Source organism: Kribbella albertanoniae (assembly GCF_004348455.1).
Lineage (GTDB): Bacteria > Actinomycetota > Actinomycetes > Propionibacteriales > Kribbellaceae > Kribbella > Kribbella albertanoniae.
This window is the reverse complement of the sequence record NZ_SMKA01000176.1, coordinates 1-19,601: the sequence shown is the minus strand read 5'-3', so window position 1 is coordinate 19,601 and position 19,601 is coordinate 1. Positions and strand designations below refer to the sequence as shown.

The following is a 19,601-nucleotide window of genomic DNA, read 5'->3' as shown; positions in this document are numbered from 1 at the left end:
CCCCGCCACCCAAGCCGCAGTAACCCTCCTCACCGCCCTCTACTCGAGTTAGCCCACCGCCCCGAACCGCCCAGTTGCCCCGGCTGGCTGTGCGGAAAATGAGGGGATCTCCGCTCAATGTGCTGGTTCTCCCCTCAAAAAATGAGCAGAGAAGGGTCAACCTGAACGGAGATCCCCTCAAATTGCCGTCGGGGGCCGGCCGGATCCGAGCGCACGCCCCCAACGGGACCGGGATACCGCAGAGGCCCGCGTTGACGGCGGCGGTCAGTTGAAGAAGGTGGTGATGGTGCGGCGGTCGGTGGGTTTCCAGAGGATGGTGCGGAGGCGGTCGATGCCGCCGACGGGCCAGCGGTCGGCGATGGCGCGGACGGCTGGGTCGGTGATCGCGGCGGAGAGGGCACCGGGGAAGTCGCCCCAGACGACCTTGAAGGGTCTCCCCCACATCTGCTCGATGCCGAGCTCGACCGGGGCGGTGATGCCGAGCCGGTTGTGCAGAGCGGCGACCGCCTCGTAGGCAGCCAGCAACGCCTTCTCCCGGTCTTGCCAGTCGGCTGCGCGGAGCACGGCGTACAGGATCGGTTCCAGTTCGGGCCCGCAGGAGAGCTGGGCGAACGCCGTACCGAACCACTTCGAGTACGGCGCGTACTGCCGCTCCATCAGGAAACACAGCCGCATCAGGTCCTCGACGAGCTGTGAGCCGATCAGGGCCGACCCGAGTTCGTCACCGACGTGACCTGCCCGGCCGACCAGATTCATCTCGGGATGAACGCGCCACCAGGCCGCGATCATCAAATACCGCCAAACGTCATCGGGGTAATACGCCAACCGGTCCCGCACATCCTGCAGCCCGAGGTCGTCGTGAAATACCGCACCCGCAGTCAGCATCCGCAACGACTGCTCGGGCAGCGTGAACCAGTCCGCGACACGCACCCCCGCCGACGGATCGAACCCGAGCTGCTGGGTGAAGAATCCACTCAGCGTGTGCACCTCGACCAGCGTCTTCCGGCCGAGGAACTCCCCCGGCACATCCGGCGCTAAGAACGCAGGATCCTCGACGAACAGCACGACCCGCGCCTCGCAGTTGTGATCGGCCGACATCTCGTCGTCGAACCCGAGCACCTCCGAGCCCCGCCCGATCAGCGCCGCACTGTGCGGAACGGTCAGCTGCGGACCCACCACCTCGACGTAGAACCGCCGGCACAACTCGATCCCCGGAATTGTCATGCCGACGAAGATCGCATGCCCGGCCCAACAAATTCAACAGAAATCAGAAAATGGCGCGGAATTCATCCGCGCCATTTGCCGATTCATATTCTACCGGCAATTCCGGTTATTTGTCAGTAGCCGAGGGCCGTTCGGTACGCGTCGTTCGCCCGATCGGCCGCTTCCTGCAGACCGGCCGCGGCCGGCCCGGCACCGAGGATCTCGCGCGAGCTGGCCGGTACGACGTTCCGCGCCGCGACCTCGCCGAAGACCGCCCGAAGCGCCTCGGCGGTTCCGCCCTGCGCCCCGAGTCCCGGAGCCAGCAGCGGACCGCGGATGTCCAGGTCCTCATCGGTCCGCGAGATCGTCGCGCCGACAACCGCGCCGAAGGAACCGAAGGACGCGCCATCCGCATCGTTCAGCGACCGCAGCCCATCCAGTACGGCGCCCGCGACCGTCGGACCTGCAACAGTCCGCGCGGACTGGAACTGCGGCCCCTCCGGGTTCGAGGTGAGCGCCAGCACGAACAGCCCGGCCCCCGCGGCCCGCGCCTCGTCGATCGCCGGTTGCAGCGAGCCGAATCCGAGATACGGGCTGACCGTCAGCGCGTCACACGCCAGCGGCCCCTTCTCAGCCAGGTACGCCGACGCGTAGCCGGCCATCGTCGTACCGATGTCACCGCGCTTCGCGTCGATGATCACCAGCGCACCGGCCTCACGCAGCCGGATCGTGGCCTGCTCCAGTACGGCGACGCCCGCCGAACCGAAGCGCTCGAAGAACGCGGACTGCGGCTTGAACACGCCGACCCGATCGCCGAGCGCATCCACCACGCCGTACGTGAAGGACGCGAGTCCCTCAGCGGTGTCGGGCAGGCCCCACTGGTCCAGCAGGTGCTGGTGCGGGTCGATGCCGACACACAGCGGACCGCGCGCATCCATCGCCGCACGGAGGCGGGCACCGAAGGGTTCGTTCCTCATGACAGCCTCCTATTGATGCGCCGGATCAGGCCGGGCCCGCGATAAATCAAGCCGGAGTACACCTGCACCAGGCTGGCCCCGGCATCCAGCAGCCGCTGAGCGTCGGAGGGCTCGAGAATGCCGCCGACCCCGATGATCGGCAGCGCTCCCCCAGTCTCCGCATGAATGTGCGCGACCGTCTTGGCCGCAAGCTCGGTCAGTGGCCGCCCGGACAGCCCACCGGCCTCCGAAGCCAGCGGGTGCGACTCGACACCCGGCCGACCGATCGTGGTGTTCGTAGCGATGATGCCCGCGACACCGACGTCCGTGCACACCTGCAGCAGCTCGTCGATCGCCGTCGGAGTGAGGTCGGGTGCGATCTTCACCAGGACCGGCTTGCCAGTTCCCTTGCCTAGGGCAACCGCTTCAGCCTGCAGAGCACTGAGCAGTTCGCGAAGCTGCCCGGAGTCCTGGAGAGAACGCAGCCCCGGCGTATTCGGCGATGACACGTTGACCGCGAAGTAGTCGCCGTACTGGTAGAGCCGACGCAGCGACATCACATAGTCGTCGACGGCCTTGTCCAGCGGCGTCACCTTCGACTTGCCGATCGAGACACCGAGCGGATACCCGAGCGGCCCGGTCTTCTCCAGCCGCTCGGCCAGTGCCGCCGAGCCGAGGTTGTTGAACCCCATCCGGTTGATCACCGCCTCGTCCTCGACGAGCCGGAACAACCGCGGCTTCTCGTTCCCCGGCTGCGGCACCGCGGTCACCGTACCGACCTCGACGAACCCGAACCCCAAAGAACGCCAGGCCGGCAACGCCATCCCGTTCTTGTCCATCCCCGCGGCCAGCCCGACCGGCCCCGGGAAACGGATCCCGAAGACCGTCCGCGCCGCACCCGCCGGGATCGCCCCGAAAGTCCGTGAGAGAGCGCTCACTGCGCCGGGAACGCGCCCCAGCCGACGCAACCCGTGCAGCGTCTGCTCATGCGCGATCTCAGCGTCGCCCTTACCCAGCCGATAAAGGACGGGCCGGACAACCCGCCTATACACCGAGGATCCTCGGCACCCAGTCCTGCAGAGATCGCACGCCGATCCCGCCGCTCTGCTGGGCCTCGATCCCCTGTACGGCGGCCGCCAGCCCCTGCACCGTCGTAATACAAGGGATGTTGCGGGCAACGGCTGCCGACCGGATCTCGTAGCCGTCCAGCCGCGGCGATCCACCCTGAGTGATCCCGATCGGCGTGTTGACGATCAGGTTGAGCTCACCGTCCTGGACCATCTGCACGATCGTCGGCTCACCGTTCGGGCCCGGACCCTGGCTGCTCTTGCGAACAGTCACCGCCTCGACCCCGTTACGCCGCAGCACGTCCGCCGTACCTTCGGTCGCGTAGATCTGGAAGCCCAGATCGGCCAGCCGCTTGACCGGGAAGATCATGTGCCGCTTGTCCCGGTTCGCCACCGACACGAACACCTTGCCGGATCCCGGCAGCGGCTGCGACGCCCCGGCCTGGGACTTCGCGAACGCGATCCCGAAGGTGTCGTCGAAGCCCATCACCTCACCGGTCGAGCGCATCTCCGGCCCGAGCACCGTGTCCACGGACCGGCCGTCGATGGTCCGGAACCGGTTGAACGGCATTACGGCTTCCTTCACCGCGATAGGTGCGTTCGGCGGCAGCGTGCCACCGTCGCCCTTAGCCGGCAGCATCCCCTCGGCACGCAGTTCGGCGATCGTTGCACCGAGCATCACCCGAGCCGCGGCCTTGGCCAGCGGTGTGGCCGTTGCCTTCGACACGAACGGCACCGTCCGCGAGGCCCGTGGGTTCGCCTCCAGCACGTAGAGGACATCCCCGGCCAGCGCGTACTGCACGTTCAGCAGACCCTGTACGCCGACGCCGCGCGCGATCGCCTCGGTCGACTGCCGGATCTTCTCGATATCGGCGTTCCCGAGCGTGATCGGCGGCAGCGCGCAGGACGAGTCGCCCGAGTGCACCCCGGCCTCCTCGATGTGCTCCATCACGCCGCCCAGGAACAACTCGTTCCCGTCGAAGAGCCCGTCCACGTCGATCTCGACCGCGTCGTCGAGGAAGCGGTCGATCAGTACCGGGTGCTCGAAGGCATCGCCACCACCGAGCCGCTCCAGCGCGGCCGAAAGCTCGTCGGCGCTGTAGACGATCTCCATCCCGCGCCCACCGAGCACGTACGACGGCCGGACCAGCACCGGGAACCCGATCTCCTCGGCCACGCCATGTGCCTCGGCCGGCGACAACGCCGTACCGTGCTTTGGCGCCGGCAACCCCGCATCCGCGAGGACCTTGCCGAACGCACCCCGCTCCTCCGCCAGGTGGATCGCAGCCGGAGACGTACCAACGATCGGTACGCCGGCATCCGCGAGCCGCTGGGCCAGCCCGAGCGGGGTCTGGCCACCCAGCTGCACGATCACTCCGGCGACCGGGCCTGCCTGCATCTCGGCGTACACGATTTCGAGGACGTCCTCGCAGGTGAGCGGCTCGAAGTAGAGCCGGTCGGAGGTGTCGTAGTCGGTCGAGACCGTCTCCGGGTTGCAGTTGACCATGATCGTGCAGTAGCCCGCGTCGCGCAGTGCCATCGACGCGTGCACACACGAGTAGTCGAACTCGATGCCCTGCCCGATCCGGTTCGGTCCAGAGCCGAGGATCAGCACGGCCGGGGTTTCCCGCGGCGCCACTTCGCTCTCCTCGTCGTACGACGAGTAGTGGTACGGCGTCGTGGCCGCGAACTCGGCCGCACACGTGTCGACCGTCTTGTAGACCGGCCGGATCCCGAGCGCCTGCCGCACGCCGCGGACCACGTCCTCGGTCAACGAGCGGATCTCGGCCAGCTGCAGATCCGAGAACCCATGGCGCTTGGCCAACCGGAGAATCTCCGGCGTGAGCCGCGGAGCCGCAGCAACCTGGAGAGCGGTCTCGTGGATCAGGTACATCTGATCCACGAACCACGGGTCGATGCGCGTGTTCTCGAAGATCTGCTCCGGTGTCGCGCCGGCCCGGATCGCGTCCATGATGATCCGCAACCGGCCGTCCTGCGGTGTTTTGATTGCCTCCAGCAACGACTCCAGGTCGGTCGAAGGATCGCCGGCCCAGGAGAACCTGGCCTCCGGCTTCTCCAGCGACCGCAGCGCCTTCTGCAGCGCCTCGGTGTAGTTGCGGCCGATCGCCATCGCCTCGCCGACGCTCTTCATGTGCGTGGTCAGCGTGGCGTCCGCGGCCGGGAACTTCTCGAACGCGAACCGCGGCACCTTCACCACCACGTAGTCGAGCACCGGCTCGAAGCTGGCCGGGGTCTGCTGGGTGATGTCGTTCGGGATCTCGTCGAGGGTGTAGCCGATGGCCACCTTCGCGGCGATCTTCGCGATCGGGAAGCCGGTCGCCTTCGACGCCAGCGCGGACGAGCGGGAGACCCGCGGGTTCATCTCGATCACGATCAGCCGGCCGTCGACCGGGTTCACCGCGAACTGGATGTTGCAGCCGCCGGTGTCGACGCCGACCTCGCGGATGATGCCGATCGAGAGGTCCCGCATCACCTGGTACTCGCGATCCGTCAGCGTCATCGCCGGCGCGACCGTGACCGAGTCACCGGTGTGGATGCCCATCGGGTCGACGTTCTCGATCGAGCAGATGATCACGACGTTGTCGGCCTTGTCGCGCATCACCTCCAGCTCGTACTCCTTCCACCCGAGGATCGATTCCTCGATCAGCACCTCGGTGGTCGGCGAAGCGTGCAGACCGGCCCCGGCGATCCGGCGCAGGTCGGTCTCGTCGTACGCCATCCCGGAGCCGACGCCGCCCATCGTGAACGAGGGACGCACCACCAGCGGGTAGCCCAGTTCGTCGGCCGCGCCCATCACGTCGTCGAGTGTGTGGCAGATGACGGAGCGGGCGGTCTCGGCGCCGAGCTTCTCGACGATCTGCTTGAACGACTCACGGTTCTCGCCGCGCTGGATCGCGTCGACCGAGGCGCCGATCAGCTCGACGCCGTACTTCTCCAGTACGCCGCTGTCGTGCAGCGCGATCGCCGCGTTCAGCGCGGTCTGGCCGCCGAGGGTGGCGAGCAGCGCGTTCGGGCGCTCCTTCTCGATCACCTTCTCGACGTACTCCGGAGTGATCGGCTCGATGTAGGTCGCGTCGGCGAACTCCGGGTCGGTCATGATCGTGGCCGGGTTGGAGTTCACCAGGATGACCCGGAACCCCTCCTCCCGCAGCACCCGGCAGGCCTGCGTACCGGAGTAGTCGAACTCGCAGGCCTGACCGATCACGATCGGGCCGGAGCCGATGACGAGCACCGACTCGATATCTGTACGACGTGGCATCAGGCCCGCCCCTCCATCAGCTCAATGAAGCGGTCGAACAGGTACGCCGAATCATGCGGCCCTGCTGCGGCTTCGGGGTGGTACTGCACAGAGAACGCGAGCACCCGGCCGTCATGACCGGTGAGCTTGAGTCCTTCGACGACGTTGTCGTTCAGCGAAACGTGACTGACCTCGGCCAGCCCGTACGGCGTCTCGATCGTTCCTTCGAGCGGAGCATCGACAGCGAACCCGTGGTTCTGCGCCGTGATCTCGACCTTCCCGGTAGCCCGATCAAGCACCGGCTGGTTGATCCCGCGATGCCCGTACTTGAGCTTGAAGGTCCCCAGCCCGAGCGCCCGCCCGAACACCTGGTTGCCGAAGCAGATCCCGAAGTACGGCTTGCCGCGCTGCAGCAGTTCCTTCAGCAGCGTCGTCGGGTGCTCGGTGGTCTCCGGGTCGCCCGGGCCGTTGCTCATGAAGATGCCGTCCGGGTTCACCGCCAGCACCTCCTCGAGCGTCGCGGTGGCCGGCAGCACGTGCACCTCGATGCCACGCTCGGCCATCCGCTTCGGCGTCATCGCCTTGATCCCGAGGTCGAGGGCGACCACGGTGAACCGCTTCTCCCCCTCGGCAGGCACGACGTACGCATCCGCTGTCGTGACCTGCGACGCCAGGTCGGAGCCGGCCATCGCCGGCTGCTCGAGCACCTTCGTCAGCAGCTCGGCCGGGTCGAGAACCGAGGTGGAGATCCCGGCCCGCATCGCGCCGCGTTCGCGCAGATGCCGGGTCAGGGCGCGGGTGTCGATCCCCGAGATCCCGACGATGCCCTGCGACTTCAGCTGGTCGTCGAGCGACCGGGTGGCGCGCCAGTTCGACGGGACGCGGGCAGGGTCGCGGACGACGTACCCGGCGACCCAGATCTTGTTCGACTCGTCGTCCTCGTCGTTCACCCCGGTGTTGCCGATGTGCGGCGCGGTCTGGGTGACGATCTGACGGTGGTAGGAGGGGTCGGTCAGCGTCTCCTGGTAGCCGGTCATCCCGGTGGTGAACACCGCCTCGCCGAAGGTCTCGCCAGTGGCCCCGTACGACGTACCGGCGAACGACCGGCCGTCTTCCAGGACGAGCAATGCGGGCTGCGAGCTCATTGTGCGTCGGCTCCGATCAAAGTCGCGATGGATGCGGTCAGGGGTTCCGTGTCGGCCTTGCGGCGGGGCCGGAAGCCGGTGTCCAGCTCCCGCCCGTCGTGGCTCCAGGTGACCACCACCAGGCCGGACTTCTCCGCGGTCACCTTGCCGGCGATGCCACGGTCGGTCCGGACGGCGGTCAGGTGGTCCGCGGGGATGAAGACATCCGCCGCGCCCTGACGGTGGAAGATCAGGCCGGCCTCGATGACGGCCAGGTCCGCGGTACTGCGGACGCCCAGTTCGTGCACGGCGATCCGGTCCATCCAGTCACCGGCCGACGTGGTGGCGACGTACACGCCTTCCACGCCGCGGGTCTTGTCCGCGGGCACCTCGGGCAGCGGTGCCAGCTCGGACTGCCGGGCCTGGCGGTTCCGCCAGCCCCGGTACATGCCGAAGTACGCCGCGGCGATCACCACGAGCGTGCCGGCAATGCCTAGGAAAGCCTTCACTTCGCTTGTCCGTTCAGAACGGTCGGGGTGCCGCGGAGGAACGTCGCGACCACCTTGCCCGGCAGCGTCATCCCGTCGAACGGCGTGTTCCGCGACAGCGACGCGGACTCGGCCGACTTGATCACGCGCTGCGCAGCCGGATCGACCAGTACGACGTTCGCCGGCGCACCGGCCACCAGCGGCTGCCCGTGGTCGCCGATCTGGCCGATCGCGGCCGGGCGGTAGCTCATCCGGTCGGCGACCTCGGCCCAGGTCAACAGCTTGGTGTCGACCATCGCGTGCTGGACCACCGAGAGCGCGGTCTCCAGGCCGAGCATGCCGAACGCGGCCGCGCTCCACTCACAGTCCTTGTCCTCGACCGGGTGCGGCGCGTGGTCGGTGGCGACGATGTCGATGGTGCCGTCGGCCAGGCCCTCGCGGACCGCCTCGACATCCTCCTTGGTCCGCAGCGGCGGGTTCACCTTGAAGACCGGGTTGTAGGAGCTGGCCAGGTCCTCGGTCAGCAGCAGGTGGTGCGGCGTGACCTCGGCGGTCACCTCCAGCCCGCGCTTCTTCGCGGCCCGGACGATGTCGACCGAACCCTTGGTGGACAGGTGGCAGATGTGCAGCTTGGAACCGACGTGGTGGTTGAGCAGGATGTCGCGGGCGATGATCGCCTCTTCGGCGACACTCGGCCAGCCGGTCAGTCCGAGCACGCCGGACAGCGCACCCTCGTTCATCTGCGCGCCCTTGGTCAGCCGCGGCTCCTGCGCATGCTGGGCGATCGTGCCGCCGAAGGCCTTCACGTACTCGAGCGCGCGACGCATCAGCGCCGCGTCCCAGACGCAGTCGCCGTCGTCGGAGAAGACCCGGACCCGGGCCGCCGAGTCCGCCATCGCGCCGAGCTCGGCGAGCTGCGTGCCTTGGCGGCCGACCGTGACCGCGCCGATCGGGAAGACATCGGCGTACCCGGCTTCGCGACCGAGCCGCCAGACCTGCTCGACGACACCGGCGGTGTCGGCGACCGGGTCGGTGTTGGCCATCGCGAAGACCGCGGTGAACCCGCCCAGCGCCGCGGCGCGCGTCCCGGTGAGCACGGTCTCCGCGTCCTCGCGGCCCGGCTCCCGCAGGTGCGTGTGCAGGTCGACCAGCCCCGGCAGCGCGATCAGCCCGCTGGCGTCGATGGTCTCTGCACCCTCCGGTGCATCGAGGTTGGTGCCGACCGCAACGATCTCCCCGTTGTCGAGCAACAGATCCGCGACCTCACCGCCCACGATCTTGGCGCCGGTGATCAGATATGCGGTCATGCGTTCTGCTCCTCTGAAGATTCGTTGCTACCTGACAACAGCAGATAAAGGACGGCCATCCGGATGGCCACGCCGTTGGTGACCTGTTCGACGATCACCGAGCGGGTCGAGTCGGCGACCTCGGCGCTGATCTCCATCCCGCGGTTCATCGGGCCGGGGTGCAGCACGATCGCCTCGTCGGACAGCTGCGCCATCCGGTGCACGTCCAGGCCGTAGCGCCGGGTGTACTCCCGCGCACTCGGGAAGTACGCCTCGCCCATCCGCTCCCGCTGGACCCGCAGCATCATCACCGCGTCGCTCTTGGCCAGGACCGAGTCGAAGTCGTACGACGTCGTACAGGGCCAGCGCGACATGTCGACCGGCAGCAGGGTCGGCGGAGCGACCACGGTGACCTCGGCGCCGAGAGTTGCCAGCAGCAACACGTTGGACCGCGCGACCCGGGAGTGCAGGACGTCGCCGACGATCGTGATCCGGCGGCCGTCCAGCGAGCCGAGGTGGCGGCGCATGGTGAAGGCGTCCAGCAGGGCCTGCGTCGGGTGCTCGTGTGTGCCGTCACCGGCGTTCACGACCGCGCCGGTCATCCAGCCGGAGGTGGCCAGCAGATGCGGCGCCCCGGAGGAGCCGTGCCGGCAGACGACACCGTCGGCGCCCATCGCCTGCAGGGTCAGCGCGGTGTCCTTCAGGCTCTCGCCCTTGCTCACACTCGAGCCCTTGGCGGAGAAGTTGATCACATCGGCCGACAGTCGCTTGGCCGCCGCCTCGAACGAGATCCGGGTCCGGGTGGAGTCCTCGAAGAACAGGTTCACCACGGTCCGGCCGCGCAGCGCGGGCAGCTTCTTGATCGGCCGGTCCGCCAGCGACCGCATCTCCTCGGCGGTGTCCAGGATCAGGTTCGCCTCGTCCTGGCTCAGGTCCCCGGCACTCAGTAGGTGGCGCATCAGACCGCCGCTCCCGTCTTGTCGGCGATCAGTACGGCGTCGGTTCCGTCGTACTCGGTCAGGTGGACGGTGACCCGCTCGACCAGGCTCGTGGGCAGGTTCTTGCCCACGTAGTCGGCGCGGATCGGCAGCTCGCGGTGGCCGCGGTCGACCAGGACCGCCAGCTGGACCGCCTTCGGCCGGCCGATGTCGCCGATCGCGTCGAGCGCGGCGCGGATGGTGCGGCCGGAGAACAGCACGTCGTCCACCAGGACCACGACCTTGCCGTCGATACCACCAGGTGGAATGTCGGTGTGTTCTAGCGCACGTGCCGGCTTGAGGCCGATGTCGTCGCGGTACATCGTCACATCGAGTGACCCCGTGGGCACGCTCTGCCCTTCGACGGCCGCGATCCGCTCGGAGATGCGGGCGGCCAGTCCCACCCCGCGGGTGGGGATGCCGAGGAGTACGACGGGGTCGGCACCCCGGTTGCGCTCGAGGATCTCGTGCGCGATCCGGGTCAGTGCCCGGGAAATGTCGGAAGCATCCAGCACTGTGCGCGGTACGGGTACCGGGGCAGGGCTCATCGCTACCGTTCCTCCTTTCCTGCCTCTCGGGACAGGTCTTTAAAGGACGTTCGGACCGCTTGACATGGTATCGGATGTGACACGCCGTCTTGACTCTGGCCTCTGACCCGGAATATTGTTACTCTGTGTAACCGAGGGGGGTTTCACCATCCGGGTTCCGTTCCGGCGGTCCGGACCATAAGAAACTAGTCGGAGGGAAGAACCAGAGTGCCGAGCGAATACGCGAAGACACTGGGTGGCAAGCTACGCGCCATCCGCCAGCAGCAAGGGCTGTCGCTGCACGGCGTGGAAGAGAAGTCCAAGGGTCGCTGGAAGGCGGTAGTGGTCGGCTCGTACGAGCGTGGCGACCGTGCTGTCACCGTCCAGAAGCTTGCCGAGCTCGCCGATTTCTACGGCGTCCCGGTCGGCGAACTGCTCCCGGGTTCGGCCAAGGCGGCAGCTGCCGCGGCGGCTCCGCCCCGGTTGATCCTCGACCTGGAGGCCCTGCACCACCTGGACGCCGGTGAGGCGGGTCCCCTGACCCGTTACGCCGCCACCATCCAGGCGCAGCGGGGCGACTACAACGGCAAGGTGCTGTCGATCCGTCAGGACGACATGCGCACCCTGGCGGTCATCTACGACGAGTCGCCGACGACTCTGACCGAGCGCTTCATCTCCTGGGGAGTTCTGAACCCCGAGGCGAAGGGTGACGTCGAAGACGCAGCCGAGGCTGCCGGCGCCTGAGCGGCGTAGTGTCGGTCGGGGCTCGTAGCAGCTTGCCCGCGGCCGCCCGCTCCGCTCAACAGACGTAACTGGTATCACCGCAGTACCTGCAAGATCGCAGTACCCGGCTCAACCACAGTAATTGCTGGGCAGCAGTACCTAATCGGCAGGATCTTCACCTCACCTGCCGACCGAGGCCGGGGCCGTTCCCCCCGCGCCATCCTGACGGGAACGCAAGCGCCGGCCCGGGACCGTACCGAGACGGTCACCGGGCCACCGATGAAGGAGTAAGAAGAGGGCTCGCCCCCCTCGTTCTCTGCCGGAGAAGCTCGCCTGCTGGGTCAGATTCCCAGCGTCGGCTTGAGCTGCAGCAGCCGGGCCAGCAGCCCGTTCACGAACGCCGGGGACTCGTCGGTCGACAGGTCCCGTGCCATCGCCACTGCCTCGCTCACCGCGACCACGTCCGGCACCTGGTCGTCGTACAGCATCTCGTAGGCGCCGATCCGCAGGATGTTGCGGTCGACGGCCGGCATCCGGTCCAGCGACCAGCCCACCGAGTGGGCCGACAGCAGGTCGTCGATGGCGCCGATGTTCTTGGCGACGCCCTCGACCAGTGCAACGGTGAACTCGTTCACCGGCGGGTCGTTGTCCTCGATCCGGTCGGGCAGGGTGCCGCCGACCGGCAGCCCCCTGACCTCGGACTCGAACAGCACGTCCAGTGCCCGTTTCCGGGCCTTGCTCCGGGCAGACATCGCCGATCAGGACGTGACGCGGCCGAGGTAGTCCCCGGTCCGGGTGTCCACCTTGACCTTCTCGCCGGTAGTCAGGAACAGCGGGACGTTGATCGTGTAGCCGGTCTCCAGCTTGGCCGGCTTGGTGCCACCGGTCGAGCGGTCGCCCTGCAGGCCGGGCTCGGTGTACTCGACGGTCAACTCGACCGACGCCGGAAGCTCGACGTACAGCGGGAGGTCCTCGTGGACGGCCACGATGGCGTCCTGGTTCTCCAGCAGGAAGTGCGAGGCGTCGCCGACGACCTCGGGGGTGATGCTCACCTGCTCGTAGGTGGAGCTGTCCATGAAGACGTAGGAGCCGCCGTCGTTGTACAGGTAGGTCATGTCGCGCTTGTCGACGTTGGCCACCTCGACCTTGACGTCGGCGTTGAAGGTCTTGTCGACGACCTTGCCGCTCAGCACGTTCTTGAGCTTGGTGCGCATGACCGCACCGCCCTTACCGGGCTTGTGGTGCTGGAACCAGACGACAGACCACAGCTGCCCATCCAGGTTGAGCACCATGCCGTTCTTGAGGTCGTTCGTCGAAGCCACGCGGGTATACCCTTCGAAATCGATCAGCGGTAACACCGGATTGTAGCGGTCACCAGCCGTTTCCTCCGACTCGCGCCACTCGCAGCCCTTACGCTGGGTGCGGAAGTCCTTGAGCACAGGAGGCCGGGCGTGGAGTTCGCGATCTTTGTCGTGATCATGATCGTCGCCGCGATCGTGGGCGCCGCCAAGAAACAACGGGGCTCGGACGGGACTCCCAGTCCGCGAGTCCAGAAGCTGATCGAGCGCATCCAGGCCCAGCAGGGCGGGAATCAGCCGATCCAGTTCCAGGGCCAGTTCACCCAGCCGCAGGGCCAGCCCGGGCCGGTTCAGGGGCAGGTCTCCGGGAGTCAGCAGGCCGGGGCGGCGCTGCAGGCGCTGATGCAGGCCGGGCGCCAGCATGCGCACCCCGGCGAGTGGACGACACCGGGGCAGGCTGCGGCACCGCAGCAGTACCAGCCGGCGCCGTACCAGCCCGGTCCTTATCAGCCCGCTCCTTATCAGCCTGGTCCCTACCAACCGGGGTATCAGGCGCCGGCGACCTGGCTTCCGACGCACCAGCAGCCCTATCAGCAGCCGTCGTATCAGCAGCAGTCGTTCCAGCAGCGCGGGCCGACACCGAAGCCGAACCTGGACAACCGGGTCCGCGAGCTGATGCAGGCCGGTAACGAGGTGGGCGCGGTCCGGCTGCTGTCGGACGAGCGGGACCTCGGTCTGCTCGAAGCCCAGCAGTACGCACGCAGTCTGGTCGCACCGGCCACTGATGAGGCTGTTGCCTCCTCACCCGCCGAGGAAGAGACGCGGTACGTCGGTTCGGCGGCGATCGCCGAGTCGATGTTCAACCTGGACCCGGACGAGGACACCTGGGCCAGCGGCTGGGTGGACACCCCCGAGCCGGAGGACCGCACCGACATCGACGAGCTCTGGCAGACCGTCAGCAATCCGCCGCGGTCAACCGGCGCACCGTAAAGACGTGATGCCGCCGGACCAGATGGAAGCCCGGCGGCAGTTCGGCACCGATCCGATGCGCCTGTACTGACAACTCAGCGCCGAGCCAAGCGGCCAGCTCCGGTATGTCGTCCTCCGGATGCGCCCCGGCGCCCTGCATATTGACGAAGCCGCACATGACCGCCGACCTGCTCTCCAGGTGGCCTTTACTCTCTACGAACGCAACGGCTCGCGTCTGCGCACCCAACTGCAGCGGTACGACGATGCGCCCGCCGGGCCGCAACTGGTCGACCCATGCCGGCGGGATGTCCCAGGCGGTCGCTGTCACCACAATCCGGTCGTACGGCGCGTCGCCGGGTGCACCGAATTCGCCATCTGCCTGCAGGACGTGGACATCGTCGTACCCGGCCCGGAGGAGTCCTTCCCGAGCCCGCCCGACCACATCGGGGTCGATGTCGACTGTGGTGACCCGGCCGTCCGGGCCGGTCAGTTCGCGGAGCAGAGCTGCGTTATAGCCGCCGGAACCGATCTCGAGAACATGATCTCCTGAACGGATCTCGGCTTGTTCGAGCATGACTGCGATGATGCTCGGCTGCGAGACCGAGCTGATGACTGTGCCTCCAGCGTCACGTTTCATCAGCACCACGTCGTCGGCGTACGCGATCCGGAGCGGCACCCGTGGAACGAACAGGTGCCGCGGCACCGCCCGGAACGCGGCTGCCACCCGCTCGTCACGGATCGCGCCCTCGGCCAAGAGGTGCCGAGTGAGATTCGCACGCAGCGAGACGGCCCGGCCTGGGTCGTCCCTGCGCGCAACCATGGTCAGTCCGTTCTGTCGCCGAGCGATTCGAGCAACGTCCGCAGGGTGTCCGCCAACTGCTTGCGCTCAGCCTTGGACAGTGCGGCGAGCAGAGTCTCTTCGGTCTGCAGATGCCCCGGCAGAACGCCGTCGATCAACCGAAGTCCCTTAGCGGTGAGCGTCACCTGCACCCCGCGCCCATCGGTCTCACTGGGCGTCCGCGTGACCAGACCCCGCGCCTCCAGCCGATCCAGCCGCTGAGTAATCGCTCCCGACGTAACCATCGACGACCGCATCAACCCAGCCGGCGTAAGCCGATGCTCAGAGTTGCTCCGGCGAAGTGTCGCCAGCACATCGAACGAAGCCGAATCCAAACCATGCCGAGCGAAGTTCGCGCGCAGCTGGTTGTCAGCAACCTGAGCCAGCCGCTTGAGCCGCCCCAGCACCGCCATCGGCGACGCATCCAGGTCCGGCCGCTGCTCACCCCACTGCTCAAGGATCAGATCAACGTGATCGGCCATACCCCCAGCCTAGTCCAGTCCCTTAGCGCTGAGCGATCCAATCCCCACCCCAAGCCACCAAGCACCCCCGCGACCTCGAGCACCGCTCAACCACCCCACCGCGCATCACATAAACCGGTCGCCAACCTTGAGCACGCCTCAACCATCCCGGCACGGGTCACATGGTCGAACGGTGCCCAACGTGAACCGGTCACCCGACCTTGAGCACGGGTCAACCATCCCACCGCAGGCCACACGGTCGAACGGTGCCCAACGTGAACCGGTCGCCGACCTTGAGCACGGGTCGACCATCCCGGCGCGGGCGGCGTGGTCGAACGGTGCCCAAGGTGAACCGCCAGCGGGACCTTGGGCACGGGTCGGTCATTTCGGCGGGGAGCGCGTGGGTGGGGGGTGCTCAAGGTGGTTGGGCGTGGGGTTGAAAGTAGTTTAGCGGTGAGGTACTTTATCTTAGTGCTAAACAATCGACTGGCTCTCCTCCTCGTCACGGCGATCACGCCGGTGTTGTGGGGTACGACGTATCTGGTCACGACGGAGCTGCTTCCGTCGAACCGGCCGCTGCTCGCCGCGGTCATCCGGGCGCTGCCGGCCGGGCTGCTGCTGATTGCGATCACCCGGACGCTGCCGAAGGGCAACTGGTGGTGGCGGTCGCTCGTGCTGGGCACGCTGAACATCGGCGCCTTCTTCGCCCTGCTGTTCGTCGGCGCGTACCGGCTGCCTGGGGGCGTCGCCGCCACGGTCGGCGCGATCCAGCCGCTCGTCGTGATGATGCTGTCGACCGGACTGCTCAAGGAGCGGTTGTCGACGCGGAAGGTGCTGGCTGCGATCGCTGGGGTGTTCGGGGTGAGCCTGCTGGTGCTGCGGGCGGACGCGCGGCTCGACACCTGGGGTGTGCTCGCCGCTCTCGGCGGTGCGGTCGTGATGGCGTTCGGCGTCGTGCTGAGCAAGCGCTGGACTTCCGCCGCTCCCCTGCTGGCGACAACCGGCTGGCAGCTCGTGGCCGGTGGGCTGGTGCTACTGCCGGTCGCCTACCTGGTCGAGGGCGCACCCCCGGCGCATCTGAGTCTGGCGAACCTCGGTGGGTACGCCTACCTGACCATCATCGGCTCCGCGCTGGCCTACGCCCTCTGGTTCCGCGGACTGCGCGCACTGGGCCCGACCGACGCGACCTTCCTCGGTCTGCTCAGCCCAGTGGTCGCAACACTGCTCGGCTGGCTCGTGCTCGACCAGCGTCTCTCCACTGCCCAGCTGATCGGCGGCCTGATCGTTCTGGTCGCTCTGATCACCGCACAGCTCCGCAGGCGCCAGCGCCCAGTCCAGACAGCCACTCCGGTACTCGTCCCCGCAGCTGGAAGGTGCTGACCATGTCTCGCGCCACCTGTGATGGCCAGGGCCACCGCTTCACCGTGGGCAGCTAGGGGGCTACTAGGGCTATTCGGCCTGCCCGATCGGCTGTACGGCGGCTCGCTGCGCTCGGGCGCGTCTGACTCGATCCTTGTGGGGTGTCTACTTCAGCGCGGTTGGATGTTGCGGAACTCGTCGTGGTGCCAGGTGTGGCGGCTCAGTGCCGGGTCACGGTGGCCAACCGCGGCTCTGTGGTCGAGGCCTACACGCTGACGCCGGTCGGGGACCTGGCCGCGTACGCGGTGATCGAACCGGCCGTGCTGTCGCTGTACCCGGATGCCGAGGGCAGTGCCACGGTGACGATCACGGTCCCCCAGGAGGCCGTCGTACAGGCTGGTGACGTGCCGTTCGGCGTACTGGTCGAGCCGAAGGAGCACCCGGCCGACACTGCGGTTCCTGAGGCCATGGTTCATGTGGAGCCGTTCAGCGACCTGTCTGCTGAGCTGACACCGCGGACGTCGCACGGTTCGCGTGTCGGACGGCACACGGTGTCCATCGACAACCGGGGCAACCAGCCGGTGACGGTCGAGCTGACCGGCAAGGACCCGGACGCCGTGATGGAGCTCCGCTTCTCCCCCAGCACGCTGGAGGTGCAGCCAGGTGCCGCCGCCTTCGCCAAGGTGAAGGCGCGTCCGCTGGACCGGATCTGGCGCGGTACGCCGAAGACGCGGCAGTTCAGCATCGTCGTCACCCAGGTCGCGCGGGGGAACCAGCCCGGCGCCACCATCACCAGGGTCGACGGAATGATGGTCCAGGACCCGATCCTGCCGTCCTGGACCGGTAAGGCGATCGTCGGCGCACTGGCCGCGGCCGCGTTGCTGACCGGCCTGTGGTTCGCCGTACTGCGGCCGTCGGTGGAGTCCGCCGCGCAGAACGCGGTCGAGAAGCCGCTGGCGGCCATCAAGAAGGAGACCGCCGTTGCGAAGGAGGTCGCCGTCAAGGCCGAGGAGAAGGCCCAGGTGGCGCAGCAGCAGTCCAACAACACCCAGAACGGCCAGAACAACAAGGACAAGGCGCAGACCGAGCGCGACAAGCAGGCGGCCGCAGCAGCAGCCGCAGCCGTCGGTACGCCGTTCGCCCAGCGCTGGGCGCTGAGCGCGAAAGCGGGCGCGTCCGATCAGGCAACGTTCACGGTTCCTGCGGGCAAGATCTTGCGGATCACCGACGTGAACTTCGAGTCCCAGGGCAGCACCGGCTGGCTCGACCTGCGCAAGGGCAAGGACTCGCTGGGCGGCGTCAATCCGCAGTACTTCCGCAACATCCAGGACTACCGCTACATCGCGCCGCTGGCGGTTCTGCAGCCCGGCGAGAAGGTCGTCGTCCACCTGGACTGCGTCGCACCGGCGCCGGGGGCAACCATCTGCGAGAACGCGATCATGGTCGGCGGCAACCTGGTCGGCCAACCGCCGGCGAAGCCCGCTACCACCAGCTGAACCCCGCCCAACCAACAGCTTTCCTCCCCCACCAAGAAGCCCGGGACCTTCCCACGAGGTCCCGGGCTTCTCTTTGTCCGCGCTTCACTGGCGAGGCTTCACTCGCTTGGTCGGGACGGCGGTGAGCGGATCCTCCGGCCACGGGTGGCGGGGGTAGCGGGCCCGCAGGTCGGCCCGGACCTGGGGGTAGCCCTGCTTCCAGAACGACGCCAGGTCGCTCGTGATCGCGACCGGACGCCGCGCGGGCGACAGGAGATGCAGGACGACTGGGACCCGGCCGTCCGCGACAGTTGGCGTGACCGTCCAGCCGAAGACCTCCTGCAGCTTCACGGCGAGGACCGGTGGCTCGACGCCGTCGTACGTGAGTCGTATGTCGGAGCCCGAGGGGACGTGGAGCCGTTCCGGTGCGAGTTCGCCGAACCGAGCCGCTGCTGGCCACGGCAGTAGGCGCCGGAGGGCCGAGGCGACGTCGATGTGCGCCAGATCGCGCGCGCCGCGCACCGAGCCGAGCTCGGTACCCAGCCAGTCGTCGAGATCGGCCAGGAGCGCGTCGTCATCCACCGCCGGCCACGGGGCACCGAGGTGGGCGTGGCAGAACGCGAGCCGCTCCCGCAACGCGAGTGCGGCCTCCGACCAACGCAGTACAGACAGACCGCTGCGCCGGATCCCGTCACGAACGGCCGCTTGGACGAGCAGCGGATCGGGCTTGGCCAACGGCACGTCGTTGAGCACGATCGCACCGAGCGCCTCAACGCGCCGCGTCACGATCCGGCCGTCGTCCCAGCGGATCTGATCGGTGGTCGAGACGAGGTCCCCGGCGAGGTCCCGCGCAGTCTGCTCATCGATCGGCGCCGCAGAACGAATCCTGGCGTCAGCCCGACCAGGCGCCCGGTCAGCAACCGCGATCGCCAACCAGGCCGTCGTCCGCAACGGCGACTGCGGATCCAGCGCAGCCCCAGTACCACCAGCCATCTGGTACGTCGCCGAGTCGGCACCACGCACCCGCGCAATCCGATCCGGATAAGCCAGCCCCACCACAATCCCCGCTGCAAGATCATCCGGTACGACGCGCATCGCCCTGCCCGGGGCGCCCGTCGTACCTCGGCCTAGGCGTTTGGTTTCTTCCCGCCAGCGGGCGGAAGCTGCCCGGTCGTCGCCGCGGCGGAGGGCTCGCCAGCGGGCCGGCAGATCATCCCCGAAGTCGCGACCGGAATCGTCCGAAAGCATCGCGACGACCTCGCGAGCCCGGTCGGCGCCGACGCGCGGTGTCCCGTCCAGCAACGCGCGAGCAAACCGGGGATGCGCCCCGACCGCCGCCATCCGCCGGCCCCGCGCAGTGATCCGGCCGTTGTCGTCAATGGCATCGAGGCGGCGGAGCAGCTCAGTCGCCGCGTTCATCGCCACCGCCGGCGGCGCCTCGAGCAAGGTCAAGCCGTCACCAGCCGGCGCGCCCCACGCCGCGAGATCGAGGGCAAATCCGGCCAGATCGGCAATCGCGATCTCCGGCGCCGGATGATCATCGAGATGCGAGTGATCGGTCGCAGACCAGCACCGATACACCTGTCTCTTA

At 67.9% G+C, this 19,601-nt stretch carries 18 protein-coding genes; 4 read left to right on the top strand and 14 right to left on the bottom strand.

The window, feature by feature from the left end:
* Positions 1–264: 264 nt before the first annotated feature.
* From E1261_RS29670 to pyrR, 9 genes are all read right to left on the bottom strand, one after another.
* On the bottom strand, positions 265–1,224 hold the full coding sequence (locus tag E1261_RS29670; RefSeq protein WP_132412322.1) for a DUF4037 domain-containing protein: 960 nt from the start codon (positions 1,222–1,224) through the stop codon (positions 265–267).
* A gap of 113 nt (positions 1,225–1,337) precedes the next feature.
* On the bottom strand, positions 1,338–2,180 hold the full coding sequence (pyrF, locus tag E1261_RS29665) for an orotidine-5'-phosphate decarboxylase (RefSeq protein ID WP_132412320.1): 843 nt from the start codon (positions 2,178–2,180) through the stop codon (positions 1,338–1,340).
* Positions 2,177–3,211, bottom strand: a complete 1,035-nt coding sequence (locus tag E1261_RS29660; RefSeq protein WP_132412318.1) for a quinone-dependent dihydroorotate dehydrogenase — start codon at positions 3,209–3,211, stop codon at positions 2,177–2,179. The genes pyrF and E1261_RS29660 overlap by 4 nt, the downstream gene beginning before the upstream one ends.
* Positions 3,204–6,506 (bottom strand): carbamoyl-phosphate synthase large subunit, encoded by a 3,303-nt coding sequence (gene carB / locus E1261_RS29655; RefSeq protein ID WP_132412316.1) that lies wholly within the window; start codon positions 6,504–6,506, stop codon positions 3,204–3,206. The genes E1261_RS29660 and carB overlap by 8 nt, the downstream gene beginning before the upstream one ends.
* A complete protein-coding gene (gene carA / locus E1261_RS29650) occupies positions 6,506–7,630 on the bottom strand; it encodes a glutamine-hydrolyzing carbamoyl-phosphate synthase small subunit (RefSeq protein WP_132412314.1) in 1,125 nt (374 codons plus the stop codon). The genes carB and carA overlap by 1 nt, the downstream gene beginning before the upstream one ends.
* Positions 7,627–8,118, bottom strand: a complete 492-nt coding sequence (locus tag E1261_RS29645) for a PH-like domain-containing protein (protein WP_132412312.1) — start codon at positions 8,116–8,118, stop codon at positions 7,627–7,629. The genes carA and E1261_RS29645 overlap by 4 nt, the downstream gene beginning before the upstream one ends.
* A complete protein-coding gene (locus E1261_RS29640) occupies positions 8,115–9,404 on the bottom strand; it encodes a dihydroorotase (RefSeq protein WP_132412310.1) in 1,290 nt (429 codons plus the stop codon). Before E1261_RS29640 ends, E1261_RS29645 begins: the two co-directional genes overlap by 4 nt.
* Positions 9,401–10,342: an aspartate carbamoyltransferase catalytic subunit gene (locus tag E1261_RS29635; RefSeq protein WP_202875140.1), complete on the bottom strand. Its 942-nt coding sequence runs from the start codon at positions 10,340–10,342 to the stop codon at positions 9,401–9,403. The genes E1261_RS29640 and E1261_RS29635 overlap by 4 nt, the downstream gene beginning before the upstream one ends.
* Positions 10,342–10,908 (bottom strand): bifunctional pyr operon transcriptional regulator/uracil phosphoribosyltransferase PyrR, encoded by a 567-nt coding sequence (gene pyrR, locus E1261_RS29630; protein WP_132412306.1) that lies wholly within the window; start codon positions 10,906–10,908, stop codon positions 10,342–10,344. The genes E1261_RS29635 and pyrR overlap by 1 nt, the downstream gene beginning before the upstream one ends.
* 207 nt (positions 10,909–11,115) lie before the next feature.
* On the opposite strand from pyrR, the gene bldD reads away from it, so the two are divergent.
* A complete protein-coding gene (bldD, locus tag E1261_RS29625; protein WP_132412303.1) occupies positions 11,116–11,631 on the top strand; it encodes a transcriptional regulator BldD in 516 nt (171 codons plus the stop codon).
* 320 nt (positions 11,632–11,951) lie between these two features.
* On the opposite strand, the gene nusB is transcribed toward bldD, so the two are convergent.
* A complete protein-coding gene (gene nusB, locus E1261_RS29620; RefSeq protein WP_132412301.1) occupies positions 11,952–12,362 on the bottom strand; it encodes a transcription antitermination factor NusB in 411 nt (136 codons plus the stop codon).
* Between the two features lie 6 nt (positions 12,363–12,368).
* On the bottom strand, positions 12,369–12,932 hold the full coding sequence (efp, locus tag E1261_RS29615) for an elongation factor P (RefSeq protein ID WP_132412299.1): 564 nt from the start codon (positions 12,930–12,932) through the stop codon (positions 12,369–12,371).
* Positions 12,933–13,061: 129 nt separating this feature from the next.
* On the opposite strand from efp, the gene E1261_RS29610 reads away from it, so the two are divergent.
* On the top strand, positions 13,062–13,898 hold the full coding sequence (locus E1261_RS29610) for a hypothetical protein (protein ID WP_132412297.1): 837 nt from the start codon (positions 13,062–13,064) through the stop codon (positions 13,896–13,898).
* Here E1261_RS29610 and fxlM read toward each other — a convergent pair.
* Both fxlM and E1261_RS29600 read right to left on the bottom strand, forming a co-directional pair.
* Positions 13,864–14,697: a methyltransferase, FxLD system gene (fxlM, locus tag E1261_RS29605; protein ID WP_132412295.1), complete on the bottom strand. Its 834-nt coding sequence runs from the start codon at positions 14,695–14,697 to the stop codon at positions 13,864–13,866. The genes E1261_RS29610 and fxlM overlap by 35 nt on opposite strands.
* A gap of 2 nt (positions 14,698–14,699) precedes the next feature.
* Positions 14,700–15,197, bottom strand: coding sequence for a MarR family winged helix-turn-helix transcriptional regulator (locus E1261_RS29600; protein ID WP_132412293.1), 498 nt, complete (start codon positions 15,195–15,197; stop codon positions 14,700–14,702).
* Positions 15,198–15,647: 450 nt separating this feature from the next.
* Between E1261_RS29600 and E1261_RS29595 the strand changes: the two genes are divergently transcribed.
* Together E1261_RS29595 and E1261_RS29590 are read left to right on the top strand one after the other, a co-directional pair.
* The gene (locus E1261_RS29595) at positions 15,648–16,556 is read left to right on the top strand and encodes an EamA family transporter (RefSeq protein ID WP_132412291.1); all 909 of its coding nucleotides are present in this window, start codon (positions 15,648–15,650) and stop codon (positions 16,554–16,556) included.
* A 140-nt stretch (positions 16,557–16,696) separates the two neighbouring features.
* Entirely contained in the window at positions 16,697–18,031 is a 1,335-nt protein-coding gene (locus E1261_RS29590) for a COG1470 family protein (RefSeq protein WP_132412289.1), read from the top strand.
* Between the two features lie 84 nt (positions 18,032–18,115).
* Here E1261_RS29590 and E1261_RS29585 read toward each other — a convergent pair.
* A partial coding sequence (locus E1261_RS29585) for an ATP-dependent helicase C-terminal domain-containing protein (RefSeq protein WP_272948615.1) occupies positions 18,116–19,601 on the bottom strand: 1,486 nt, incomplete at its 5' end.

Excerpts from the sequence above, each read along its gene's own strand:
- carB (WP_132412316.1), bottom strand. The coding sequence starts at position 6,506 with ATGCCACGTCGTACAGATATCGAGTCGGTGCTCGTCATCGGCTCCGGC.
- nusB (WP_132412301.1), bottom strand. The coding sequence starts at position 12,362 with ATGTCTGCCCGGAGCAAGGCCCGGAAACGGGCACTGGACGTGCTGTTC.
- E1261_RS29635 (WP_202875140.1), bottom strand. The coding sequence starts at position 10,342 with ATGCGCCACCTACTGAGTGCCGGGGACCTGAGCCAGGACGAGGCGAAC.
- fxlM (WP_132412295.1), bottom strand. The coding sequence starts at position 14,697 with ATGGTTGCGCGCAGGGACGACCCAGGCCGGGCCGTCTCGCTGCGTGCG.
- pyrR (WP_132412306.1), bottom strand. The coding sequence starts at position 10,908 with ATGAGCCCTGCCCCGGTACCCGTACCGCGCACAGTGCTGGATGCTTCC.
- E1261_RS29600 (WP_132412293.1), bottom strand. The coding sequence starts at position 15,197 with ATGGCCGATCACGTTGATCTGATCCTTGAGCAGTGGGGTGAGCAGCGG.
- carA (WP_132412314.1), bottom strand. The coding sequence starts at position 7,630 with ATGAGCTCGCAGCCCGCATTGCTCGTCCTGGAAGACGGCCGGTCGTTC.
- pyrF (WP_132412320.1), bottom strand. The coding sequence starts at position 2,180 with ATGAGGAACGAACCCTTCGGTGCCCGCCTCCGTGCGGCGATGGATGCG.
- E1261_RS29670 (WP_132412322.1), bottom strand. The coding sequence starts at position 1,224 with ATGACAATTCCGGGGATCGAGTTGTGCCGGCGGTTCTACGTCGAGGTG.
- E1261_RS29640 (WP_132412310.1), bottom strand. The coding sequence starts at position 9,404 with ATGACCGCATATCTGATCACCGGCGCCAAGATCGTGGGCGGTGAGGTC.